12 protein-coding genes are annotated in these 12,493 nt (G+C 39.5%); 3 read left to right on the forward strand and 9 right to left on the reverse strand.

Annotation, left to right across the window (positions count from 1 at the left end):
* Positions 1-16: 16 nt before the first annotated feature.
* Positions 17-892: a phospholipase A gene (gene pldA, locus INT04_RS15125; RefSeq protein WP_193016929.1), complete on the reverse strand. Its 876-nt coding sequence runs from the start codon at positions 890-892 to the stop codon at positions 17-19.
* Between the two features lie 233 nt (positions 893-1,125).
* On the opposite strand from pldA, the gene INT04_RS15130 reads away from it, so the two are divergent.
* Positions 1,126-1,593, forward strand: a complete 468-nt coding sequence (locus tag INT04_RS15130) for a thioesterase family protein (RefSeq protein WP_193016930.1) — start codon at positions 1,126-1,128, stop codon at positions 1,591-1,593.
* Positions 1,594-1,738: 145 nt separating this feature from the next.
* Positions 1,739-2,632 carry an EamA family transporter RarD gene (gene rarD, locus INT04_RS15135; RefSeq protein ID WP_193016931.1) on the forward strand — a complete coding sequence of 298 codons (894 nt, stop codon included), beginning with the start codon at positions 1,739-1,741 and terminating at the stop codon, positions 2,630-2,632.
* A gap of 11 nt (positions 2,633-2,643) precedes the next feature.
* Here the strand turns inward: rarD and INT04_RS15140 are convergent, their stop codons facing one another.
* The 7 genes from INT04_RS15140 to lptM all read right to left on the reverse strand — a co-directional run bounded on the left by INT04_RS15140 (position 2,644) and on the right by lptM (position 8,905).
* Positions 2,644-3,039, reverse strand: a complete 396-nt coding sequence (locus INT04_RS15140) for a hypothetical protein (protein WP_193016932.1) — start codon at positions 3,037-3,039, stop codon at positions 2,644-2,646.
* 158 nt (positions 3,040-3,197) lie between these two features.
* Positions 3,198-5,354, reverse strand: a complete 2,157-nt coding sequence (gene uvrD / locus INT04_RS15145) for a DNA helicase II (protein ID WP_193016933.1) — start codon at positions 5,352-5,354, stop codon at positions 3,198-3,200.
* 145 nt (positions 5,355-5,499) lie between these two features.
* On the reverse strand, positions 5,500-6,216 hold the full coding sequence (yigB, locus tag INT04_RS15150; protein WP_193016934.1) for a 5-amino-6-(5-phospho-D-ribitylamino)uracil phosphatase YigB: 717 nt from the start codon (positions 6,214-6,216) through the stop codon (positions 5,500-5,502).
* Positions 6,216-7,139, reverse strand: a complete 924-nt coding sequence (gene xerC / locus INT04_RS15155) for a tyrosine recombinase XerC (protein ID WP_193016935.1) — start codon at positions 7,137-7,139, stop codon at positions 6,216-6,218. Before xerC ends, yigB begins: the two co-directional genes overlap by 1 nt.
* Entirely contained in the window at positions 7,136-7,846 is a 711-nt protein-coding gene (locus INT04_RS15160; protein ID WP_193016936.1) for a DUF484 domain-containing protein, read from the reverse strand. The genes xerC and INT04_RS15160 overlap by 4 nt, the downstream gene beginning before the upstream one ends.
* 25 nt (positions 7,847-7,871) lie before the next feature.
* Complete coding sequence (dapF, locus tag INT04_RS15165) at positions 7,872-8,696, reverse strand: diaminopimelate epimerase (RefSeq protein ID WP_193016937.1); 825 nt, start codon at positions 8,694-8,696, stop codon at positions 7,872-7,874.
* 41 nt (positions 8,697-8,737) lie between these two features.
* Complete coding sequence (gene lptM / locus INT04_RS15170; RefSeq protein WP_193016938.1) at positions 8,738-8,905, reverse strand: LPS translocon maturation chaperone LptM; 168 nt, start codon at positions 8,903-8,905, stop codon at positions 8,738-8,740.
* Positions 8,906-8,984: 79 nt separating this feature from the next.
* Between lptM and cyaY the strand changes: the two genes are divergently transcribed.
* A complete protein-coding gene (gene cyaY, locus INT04_RS15175; protein WP_193016939.1) occupies positions 8,985-9,302 on the forward strand; it encodes an iron donor protein CyaY in 318 nt (105 codons plus the stop codon).
* A 68-nt stretch (positions 9,303-9,370) separates the two neighbouring features.
* Here the strand turns inward: cyaY and INT04_RS15180 are convergent, their stop codons facing one another.
* Positions 9,371-11,965, reverse strand: a complete 2,595-nt coding sequence (locus INT04_RS15180; protein ID WP_193016940.1) for a class I adenylate cyclase — start codon at positions 11,963-11,965, stop codon at positions 9,371-9,373.
* Positions 11,966-12,493 lie beyond the last annotated feature (528 nt).

Consider the following 12,493-nt stretch of genomic DNA (forward strand, 5'->3'; position numbering starts at 1 on the left):
CCCAGAACAAGGAAAATTACAGCATATCATTAAGCATCACACCCACACCGATGCGAGTTTGGCGAAAATTATAATCAATCATAGATTCACCATAACCACTAAAGACTTGGGTATAAAAACGCACATGTTTAGTAATAGGGTAACTCCAACCTAGTTCAGCGGCCCCATAGCCACTGTTCCAGTTATAGCGACCCGTTGCAGTGATCACACTGTCACCCAATCGGTAGCCCGCTTTTAAACGGTAATAACCCATATAGCGATTAATTTCTGGGTTATCATCACGTTGAGCACTTTCACTAAAGCGATACCATGGTTTCAAATCGAGTTGTAAATTCCCTTTTTGTACCATAAAACGTGCATAGGCACGGTTCCAGCTACGCGATGTGGGATCAGAACGTCCATTCGATTCGTGGTTAAAACCCGTTTCAATTTCGCGAAGTGTCCAGCCTGCAAACTTATAATCTGTTGCCCAACCTAAAAAAAGCTGAGGCTCATAGTTTGTCTCACGAAAAGGGGCAGATTCTTTCTTATTACTTAATTGCCACCAAGAGCGTTGAGTATAAGACGCCGCTAGAACTGAGTTTTCACCCGCAATGCCTCGCCATAATGGAAAGGCAAGGCTGAGCTGAAATTTCACCTCATCTTTTTTAGCCTTATTTCCCCAATCATAACTTTGAATAGCCTCTTTATTCATATCGGAGGTATCCGTATAAATAATGTAATTGGATTCATAAGGGTAAAGAACAAAAGGTGAATCGTATTCTTGTAATAAACCAGAAATAATACTGCCCTGAACAAGCGGTGCAGGAGATAAAGACGTTTGTATTTCTGATGTAAATCCCCATGCTGGATAGAATAAAACCACCGCAAGTAAAGAACGGATGTAACACATAGTTAATTATCCTGTCTCATTATTAAATAATATAGAAAGTTAGTACTTACTTTGAAATTAGTTCTTATAAATAGGCTTTATTACACTTAAGTGACCATATTTTACACGTAATTGCCATTAAATCTCGTATATTTTCACACCATTATATTTATAGCACGAATATGCAATTACGATTTCGTCATGTATTATTAACATAACATTAACTTTGTGACGTAATATCGGAGACCCTGAAAATGGAAAAACAGCTAACGTTAGAAGAGGCTCAAACATTAATTGGTCATGTTTTTGTTTATAAAATGCCATTTAACCAATTGATTGGTTTAGAATTAATTCGTTTTGAGCAAGATTATGCTGAAATTCAATTTCGTTACCAAGATAAGCTTGTAGGCAATATCGCTCAACGTATTTTACATGGTGGCCTTATTGCTTCTGTACTTGATGTCAGTGCAGGATTAGTGTGTGTAGGTAATGCATTAACACGTTTAGCGCCAATATCTCAAGAGCACTTAGAGCAAAAGCTCGCTAAGATGGGCACTATTGACTTACGAGTTGATTATTTACGACCAGGACGTGGAGAATGTTTTACTGCAAGTAGCCATATCTTACGCAGTGGAAATAAAGTGTCTGTTGCACGTGTTGAATTACATAATGAAAAACAGGTCCATATTGCGAGTGGCACAGCAACCTATATTGTTGGTTAACCCTTTGTTAATATTCATTGTGCACTATGATGCTTAGATTGCTATTAATTACTTGTAAAAATACATGCCTAATGACACATTAGAGAAAGTCATTGGGTATGATAACCCCGTCACACTTTTCCTTTCCATCAATTCCAGAGATAGCATGAGCCAGAAAAACACGATGAAAGGCGTTTTATGTGCCTTAGGCGCCTATTTGATCTGGGGTATTGCCCCCGTCTATTTTAAAAGTATTCAAGAAGTACCTGCAGAAGAGATCCTTACGCACCGTATTCTATGGTCATTCTTTTTTATGCTGATTTTAATGACCATTAGTCGTCATTGGCCTTACTTACGCCAATTAATGCGCCAACCTAAAAAAATCCTACTCTTGGCACTGACGGCGGTCATTATCGCCACTAACTGGCTTACCTATATTTGGGCGGTCAACCATGGCTATATGCTAGAGGCTAGTCTTGGTTACTTTATAAACCCACTTGTTAACGTGCTATTTGGAATGCTTTTCTTAGCTGAGCGTTTTCGTCGCATGCAATGGGTTGCCGTAGGCTTAGCATGTACTGGCGTACTTATCCAATTATGGCAATTTGGTTCAGTACCTGTGATTGGACTCAGCCTTGCAGTTACTTTTGGACTGTATGGTTTACTGCGTAAAAAATTAGGTGTCGATGCACAAACAGGGATGCTGGTGGAAACACTATGGTTATTTCCTGTGGCGCTGGTTTATATCCTATTTTTCACACATTCACCAACGAGCAATATGCTTGAAAACAGTTGGTCATTAAACACCTTATTAATTGCCGCAGGTATTATTACGACCATTCCTTTATTGCTCTTTACTGAAGCCGCTCATCATTTGCGTTTATCAACCTTGGGTTTTTTCCAATACATTGGCCCAACCTTGATGTTTATTCTTGCCACAATGGTGTATGGCGAACAGATTGATGCGGAACGATTAGTCACCTTTGGTTTCATTTGGGTTGCTCTGATTTTGTTTACCTTAGATGCGCTATATACCCAACGCCGTTTAAGACGCGGTTAATCCCCCAGAACTCACTCTTCCGCTAAATGACTAATTTGCGTAAAAGCGGGAGAGGGTTTCTTCTTGTTATTTTTCTTTAGTAAATGTGCACTCTTTGATATCTCTTCCACATAACGATTCGAGTGCCTAAATAGCGTTGATATTGAGTTATTAATCAATCGAATATGGTTAATCATAATACTGTAGTAAAGATTGATTCGAGGAACAAAATCACGCTGATGTCGTAATAATTTACAATACAAATCTTCTTCAACATCATTGATAGATTCACTCGGATGATAGGTATCACAAGGTATTTCATCAATATACTCAACTGAAAATGCATTTGTAGAAGAAGAGACTGATGAGGTGAGTGTGCAAGGATATACAAAACAATATGAATGGAAAGATACGCTAGAAATTTTCATCAATTAATCCCATTAATAAGAATAGACAATGGGATTATTAAGTAATCAAATCGAATTTCCCTTAAAAAAACACCCCAATTTATCTATCAAATAAGTCAGGGTGTTTTTTTATATTAGGATAATGACTGAGATAACGACAATACACTTTCAATCACGACTTATTCAAGTCGTGCGAATGCCGCCACCAGCCACTTGATACCTTCGCCATTAAACGCGATTTGTAACCGACAGTGTTCTCCGCTGCCTTCAATATTGATAATAGTGCCATCACCAAATTTAGGGTGTTTTACCCGTTGTCCAAGCGAATAACCTGAGTCATTGCTGATAAGGGGCATTCCTAAACGGCTATGATTCACAGGGCGTGAAACCGTAGCTCGTAGACGTACCTCTTCAACGCACTCTTTCGGTAATTCACCGATAAAACGAGATGGACGATGACTGACTTCCTTTCCATATAATCGGCGATTTTCAGCGTAAGTAAGCGTTAACTTTTTCATTGCTCGTGTTACACCGACATAGGCCAAACGACGCTCTTCTTCTAAACGCCCGCCTTCATCCAGCGACATTTGACTTGGGAACATACCTTCTTCAACACCCACAATAAAGACTTGTGAAAACTCAAGCCCTTTGGCTGAGTGAAGTGTCATTAACTGAACTGCATCTTGATACGCATCGGCCTGACTTTCACCTGATTCCAATGCCGCATGTGAAAGGAAAGCTTGCAATGGCATCAAATCTTCGTCTTCATCTTGATAGCTAAATTGACGCGTTGCGGTCACTAGCTCTTCCAAGTTTTCGATACGCGCTTGGGCTTTTTCACCTTTTTCTTGCTCATACATCGCTTTTAAACCGGAATCACGAATAATTCGGTCTGTTTGCACATGTAATGGCATATCCGCAGTTTCAGAAGCAAGGGTTTCAATTAATTCTAAGAACCGTTGTATTGCTGCTGTCGCGCGCCCTGCAAGCATTTTATGTTCAATAACCTGTAATGCACTTTCCCATAAGGTAATTTGGTTTTCTCTTGCGACTTGGCGCACGATATCTAATGTTCTATCGCCAATACCTCGGGTTGGTGTATTCACAACACGCTCAAAAGAGGCATCATCATGGCGGTTCGCTGTTAATCGCATATAAGAGAGTGCATCTTTGATTTCTTGACGCTCGAAGAAACGCTGACCACCATAAATACGGTATGGCATTGCGGCTTGTAATAACGCCTCTTCCATTATACGAGATTGGGCATTACTACGATAAAGAATGGCGCAGTCTGTTAGCGCACCACCTTCTTCTTGCCAGCGTTTAATTCGCCCAACAACATAACGTGCTTCATCTAAATCATTAAAAGCACAATAGAGCGAGATGGGCTCGCCTTCTGCACCTTCCGTCCACAAATTTTTGCCTAACCGATCGCTGTTGTTAGCAATCAGCGCATTCGCTGCTTTTAGAATATTGCTTGTAGAACGATAATTTTGCTCTAATCGGATTGTTTCTGCGCCAGGGAATTCATTTAAAAAGTTTTGAATATTTTCAACTTGCGCACCACGCCAACCATAAATAGATTGGTCATCATCACCAACGATCATAACTTTACCCGATTGACCCGCCAGCATTCTTATCCATGCATATTGAATGCGGTTAGTATCTTGGAATTCATCAACTAAGATATTGGTAAAGCGATTTTGGTAATGTTCTAAAATTTGTGGCTTATTCAACCAAAGTTCATGAGCACGTAATAAAAGTTCAGCAAAGTCCACCAGCCCCGCACGATCACACGCTTCTTGATATGCTTGATACACTTTTAACCATGTGGTTTCAACCGGATTACCATAGGTTTGAATATGTTGAGGGCGTAAACCTTCGTCTTTTTTGCCGTTGATATACCACATACCTTGACGAGCAGGCCATTGCTTATCATCTAAATTCATTGACTTCACAATACGGCGAATTAAACGATATTGATCATCGCTGTCAATAATTTGAAAATCTTGTGGCAGGTTTGCATCAAGATAATGCGCTCGTAATAAACGGTGAGCAAGACTATGGAAAGTACCAATCCACATACCACCTTGGCTAGTACCAATTAAGTCTTCAATACGATGGCGCATCTCTGCCGCAGCTTTATTGGTAAACGTCACCGCCATAATAGAAAAAGGAGAAGCTTGTTCAACAGATAATAACCACGCTATGCGATGTACCAGCACGCGTGTTTTACCACTGCCTGCGCCAGCAAGCACCAACATATTAATGCGAGATGCAGCTACGGCTTCGCGCTGTTTATCGTTAAGGCCTTCTAGCAGATATGAGACGTCCATAATTACCAATCATTTAGTGAAGAGAATACTGTGGATATATACAGAAATAGTGAATAAGCAACAAACTAACAGGATTTCACGCGCTATGCAAAACAAAGCCTTTTTCAATCACGTTAATCTCTGCCATTTAGACTTAATCTCACGATTAAACCAACTCTACCAATTTGCTTAAATCTGTAATTTCGATATGTGGCATTACTCGCGTTTCACCTTCTTCAAACAAACTACGCTTATCAAGGTTAATCCAGCAAGCTTGTAATCCGCTATTAACTGCCCCTTCAACATCGGTTACAAGATGGTCACCCACATGGAGAATATGCTGATGAGGTACGTTTAAAAGTGTTGCTGCCTTATCAAACATATCAGGATAAGGCTTAGAGCGACCATCAGGGCCTGCTTTTAAAATATGTGAAAAATACTGCCCTAAGCCACAACTTAACGGGTTTGCGTTACCATTTGTAATGGCAATTAGTGGGATTTTTTGCGCTAATTCAGTGAGAACGAAGTGTGTATTTTGAGGCACATTAATGCGACTACGCCAATAAGCAAAGTGCGCCATAATTTCATCAGCACCTTGTTGTGCCTTTGCTTCACTGTAGTTGTAATCTAACAACATATTTCTAGCCGCAAGCCAACGCCATTGTGTAATATCATGAAAAATAGCGGGGTTATTTTCTATAAGCGGTTTTTTATAGGCATTGACTTCGTGTTCTGTGAAATGATTAAAACGCAGGTCATACTGACGAATAAAAGCGAGGGTCTCTTTTTCCGTTTTATCCATCACGGGTACATTATCATACAGCGTATCATCTAGATCAAAAGTCATCGCGGCAATTGGCATCAGAGTTCGGTAAAAACGCATTATGATTTTTCTCTCTTAGCTCTCGGATGAGCAGCATCATAGACTTTCGCTAAATGCTGAAAATCTAAATGGGTATAAACTTGTGTCGTCGATAAATTAGCGTGCCCTAATAACTCTTGTACAGCACGTAAATCACCACTGGATTCCAGTAAATGCGTAGCAAATGAGTGGCGTAATTTATGAGGATTTACATGGCTACTTAGTCCTTGTTTAACGCCCCAAAGTTCAAACCGTTTTTGTACACTACGCACAGATAGTCGCTGACCACTTTTGGTTGAAATAAAAACAGCTTTATCTTCTGGTGCATAGAGCTCTCGCATCGGAAACCAATTTTGTAGCCACTCTATCGCTTTTCTTCCTAATGGGACTTTGCGCTCTTTGCTTCCTTTACCAAGTACACGGACTTCACCTTCATTAAGGTCAATATCACTAATATTTAAGTTGGTGAGCTCTGATAAACGTAATCCTGCACCATACATCACTTCCAGCATGGTTCTATCTCTGACAGAGAGCGGATCTTTTAAGTCGATATTCATTAGTTGGCTAACTTCATCTACATCCATATTCTTGGGAAGATGGCGGCCCGATTTCGGTGTACGAATCCCCTTGGCGGGATTGACTTCCAACATCCCTTGAGCCACCTGCCAGTCAAGAAAACTACGTAATGCAGAAAAACGCAAAGCAAGGCTTGTTGGTTGTAATCCACTACGGTGGCTTTTCGCCAGTAACATACGGACATGCTGGCTTTCGAGTGATTTCCACTGCGTTATTTTTATCGTCACTATCATCTGAGCGAGAGCAAAGAGTTGGCGATGATAATTTTCTATGGTGACAGGACTTAATCGGCGTTCAACTTGGATATAACGCAAAAATTGTTCAATCGCTAATGAGAGTGTTTCTGGTATGTCTATTGATTGGCTCATTGCCTTGCGATCCAACGTGTTAATAATTCGGGTAAGATATGGGCTAATTTATCCAGCATGACGGTTCCCATTCCTTCCTGAAAATGTTGAGTATCTCGGCTATTAAAAATAATCACACCTAAATCACCGTAATGTCCCAACAATGAAAGAGCAACTGACCCTGAGCGCCGCACATTAGGCATTAATAACATGATTTCTTGCCCATTTAACGTGCCTAAATAGTGATTATGACTCCCCATACGTTGAATACGAAAATGTTCAAACGATTGGCGGGATAATGCAAGTTCTTGTGCATCAAGAGGAGGCTGTAATTGCCAGCGATCGGTAAATAAGCGCAATTGTACAGAATAAAGCCCCAGTCCTTTCGCCCAGAGATTTAAACGCGCTTGCATTTCATTAAGAGAATCACTGCTTGATAATTCGGAAATTAATAATAAGAGTTGGCTAAACAGAGATTCATTTTCAGAGGCTTGTTCTATTAGTAAACGCATATCCTCTTCAAGGTAATGAATGCGATTACGCTGGCGAGACATTATCCATTCAACTAATGAGACCGTACCTCTGACAGGATGAGGCACCTGCATTTGCTCAATATAGCTTGCATTACGGATAAAAAAACCAGGGTGCTCCTTAAGGTAACGAATAATTTGTTGATCATTAAGTTCGTTTGTTTCGGGGCAACAGAACTGCTCATTTTTATCCGTCATACAGATAACCTCTCAAAAAATAATATTATAGCTGAATGATCCCATCATAAATATGTGTTGCAGACCCTGTCATATAAAGTGAATGACCGTCCCCGTTCCATTCAATAAGTAAGGAACCTCCGGGTAAAGTGACTTTCACTCGTTTATCTAACAAGCCTTGCGAAATACCAATCGCTACCGCTGCACAAGCACCACTACCACAAGCTTTGGTTTCACCGACTCCACGTTCAAAAACACGTAAATGAAGGTTACTTCTGTCTACAATTTGCATAAAGCCAATATTAGCGCGCTCAGGAAAGCGTTCATGCTGTTCTAATACAGGCCCTAATAGCTCAACTTCGGCTGTTTTAATATCTTCAACCTGAATAACACAATGGGGATTTCCCATAGACACCACACCACATAGCACAGTCCGTTCCATTGCTCTGATAATATAGGTCTTTTCTGTCTTTTGTGCACGAAAAGGGACTTTTTGAGGCTCAAACTCAGGCTCACCCATATTGACACACACATCATCGTTATCCATAACATGTAAGGTCATTCTGCCCGATTGGGTACTGACTTTTATTTCTCTTTTATTCGTCAACCCTTTGAGTCTGACAAAGCGAGCAAAGCAACGCGCACCATTTCCACATTGTGCAACTTCACTTCCATCCGCATTAAAAATGCGATAATGAAAATCAAGTTCAGGATCATAAGGTGCTTCAACGACCAAAAGTTGATCAAACCCAACACCCGTATATCGATTTGCTAATCGACATATTAGCTCGGGTGAAAAATAAACATTTTGAGTCACGGCATCAACCACCATAAAGTCGTTGCCAAGACCATGCATTTTTGAAAATTGCATCTTGCCCCTGCCTGAAACGGAATTGCCGTTCCTAAAATTGACTAATTGGTCTGAGTTGAGGTGTTCTCAACTTGTTGGGTTGGCTGGGATGACTGAGTCATTTTTGCCTGAGTATCTTCAGGAGGGAAATAAAGAGGGCCTTTCAAACCACAACCCGAAAGAGAAATCAGTGTTATTATAGCAAGAGTGCAACGTAAATACGTTTTCATTCGAAATCTGCCTGTCATTTATTTGGTTAATACCCTCTATAATCGCAGTTAGATCTCGAAAAGCAAATAGGAAATGAAGATGAACGACAGTGAATTTCACCAATTAGCTGACGAACTCATGTCAGACATAGAACAAACTATTGATAATTATGAAGGTGACGCAGATATTGATTGTGAAATCAATGGTGGTGTAATGACATTAACCTTTGAAAATAATAGTAAAATCATTATTAATCGTCAGGAAGCGTTTCATCAAATTTGGTTAGCAACCCGCTCTGGTGGCTATCACTTTGATTGGAAAGATAATCAATGGATTTGTGATAGAAGCAGTGGGGAATTTTTAACCATGCTCGCACAAGCAATAACAGAGCAAAGTGGTGAAGCATTTTCTTTCTAGTTAGCTCAATGTCGTTACAATAATGGGAGCACGAAAGGCTCCCATGTGTATTCTCAGTGTATATTCGCTTAAGAGTGTTGCACCGCTTTATAATCCGTAAATCCATGTGAGGCAACGACCATCTCTTGCGGTATCTCTTTATTGCCCAGATCCGTTAATTTACCGAAAGATCCCCCCGCAAAAGGCAACACTTGTGTCAATCCTTCCACTTTCACTATTTGATAAAACTGCGGCAGATTAAAATTAATAAAACTTGAACCGTATGTGAATCGGTCATGAGATGAAGAGTAAAAGCGGCTAACATCTTTCACTAACTCTTCTTTACTGCCTTCACAATGAGAATAAATTTCGACACGATTTGCTTCATCTAAGATATAGATATTAAAGACATTGTTATCTTCTGTAGTTTCAAAGAAGAATTGAATAATCCCTTCACAAGCAAAACCGTCAATCACCGCCGGTAAATAACGAGCATCTTTATCTAGCTTAACGGGCAATCCATGAAGCTTGTTATACGAAATGGCACCATAAAACTCGATAGCATTTTCTAATTTTTGTACCGACACATTCAGACGTTCAAAGAACAATCCCCACGTTTGCCCAGCAATGCGTAAGGCTTTAAAGCGACCCGGCTCTAAACGATTCGTTGATAAACGTAATTCAATACATTCAGAGACTAACTGCTGAACACGTGTACGAATTAAACCACGTAAATGTTGGCTATAGCAGAATACTTCAACAGAAGCTGGTGGTGCAGCATCTTGGTGCATTTTACCTAAAATCGTTTTTAACGATTCCAGCATAGATTGCGTACCACTAAAGTGAAGTGTTCTGACTTCATTCCATGAATTACGGTACAACAAATCAATACTTCCAATTAAGCATTGCTCTTTTTCACCAAAACTAAAGACATCTAATTTTCTAAAATCAAAATGAACCACTTGGTCAGAAAAACTTTCTGTTGGATCGGTTTCTAGGTTAACAATGATGGCTAAATGCCTAATTTCACAGGGACTATACAGTGCTTTTGGTGTCGGTGCAGGCACACGAATAGGGAAATGGATCGACATGTCCCTGACCAATTCATGAAGTTTTATTTCATCACAAGAAGATTCTCCTTGGTGAATATAAACACGTGAATCTTTCGTCAAAAGCCCATTAAAGTAAGACCACGCCACTAATTTATTTAAATAGCGGTTATATTCTAATGGTTGATGCCCAACAATATTTTCAAAGTCCGGTGCGCGGTTATATAAGTACCATCCACTACGATTAGCGCGGCCTTGTGGTACATAGATAAAGGTTAAATGAGACTCTGATAGGTCAGGTGATATTTGCGGATTAACCAGTGTTACTTTACCGGGTAATGCTTCAAATGCAGCATAGAGTTTACGCGTTAACACGCCAATATCTTGTGGACTTGCGCTAACACTTAAATTATTACGGCGCGCAAAACGGATAAGATTACGATAACTTTGCATCATCGTATCTAATAATTCATTGTGTGCATCACGCACACGTTCAATTTTCCAGCTATCTCGCGTATCGAGTACCGTTAAGCGCTCATTATCCCATTGCCATTGAGTAACCAATTGCGATAAGACTTGCCGTCTCCATCCTTCGGGCTCATTTTGTGTTTTTTCGTTAGATAATTTTTCACACACTTTCAGGTAGAAACAGCGACGAATAAGATCAAGGCGGGTTAAATCATTAATAGAAACCAAATAGCGGGTAACTCGTTCAAGCATCATACAATAAGCATCTAAACCGTAATTAACGATTTCACCACGGTGAAGGTGTTGCTTCATTTCTAATGCCAGCAATTTTCCATTAGGGTAATCCGCTGAATAGGCTTCTAATAAAATACTTTTTAATACTGCCTTATACGGCGAATCAACACTTTTATAAAGTTGCCATAGACTTGCTCCGAAATATTCTTCGGCAGAAAGCTCACCTAAGCCCCCTAAATCTAGCCATTCATTCGGTGTTAATACACCTTGGGCGTAAAGGGAGTTAACATATTCATCATAATGATGTTCTTCTTCTATAGGGACCATTGCCCATAGCAAGCGTTTACCTGCAAGGCGAACCGCCGTACGATAAAATTCATCAAGTAAAAGAATATGTTGAGTAGAACCACAGTCTTCTCCACCTAAGCTACCGCTTGCATGATGGCGAAATCTATTTTCATCGATTAAGAAAAATGTAACGTCAATGCCTAACTCGCCAGCCCATTGTTCAATCAATTGGCACTTGCGTTGTAAAAGCGCACGCTCATCTTGATCCAGCCATGATTGATGGCAGACCCAAATATCAATATCAGAGCAGTGACTTTGCCCAATAGAAGAAGTGCTACCCATAGAGTAGATGCCCGTAATTGGCAACTCTCCGCTGGTGTATCCATCCATTGGCTCATCACATAATGCGTTAACCAGCTTATTCGCCCATTGACGTTGCATGTCATCAGGTTCAAAGAAACATGTGCCGTGAGGGACATTTCCTTGTAGATAGCCGGGTAACTCAGGATGGTGGTAATGCAATAAAACAGGAATTAAACCATAGACCTGTTTAAACACATCACACATCGATGCAAATGCTCGTTCCAGTCTGAGTTGGTTAATCGCATCCAGCCGTTGCTTCAGTGTTTCAATATAAAGATACAAGAGTTTCGCCTGAACAATACTAAGAAGATAGTAGAATCTGAGTTTATAAGTGACCGAGCTTGAGTTATTCCATTATTAATAGATAAAACTTTACTAACAAAATCTCGGAAACGTGATCAATCTAACACCTTGCACGCAAGTCGTAAAGAGGAACTAAAAATATAGCACCAAGATCTAAACGTGATTGCTAGGCGCTTAATCGTGTAAAGCTTTTGAGTTAATGGCTTTTAAATCATAGGGATAATAAGTTTTATTTATAAAATAAATGATAAAAAAACAGTTCAATTCATCATTTACCTCATAAAAACCGCGGTTGACTAAAGGATGAAATAAAAAAATAAATTCTGACAAAACATAAAAAACAGACAAAAAAGTAAAAATAAAAATAACCTATTGATAATTATCAATTATATTTAATTAAACTATCTTTTTTACTTTTATACTTAAAATAGAAATTTTATTTTTAATATAGTGATAATAATATAAAAATAAATATTCAATTTTTATTAATTATTTATTTAATTAAAA

The sequence above is a fragment of the Proteus sp. FME41 genome (assembly GCF_014897315.1).
Taxonomy (GTDB): domain Bacteria; phylum Pseudomonadota; class Gammaproteobacteria; order Enterobacterales; family Enterobacteriaceae; genus Proteus.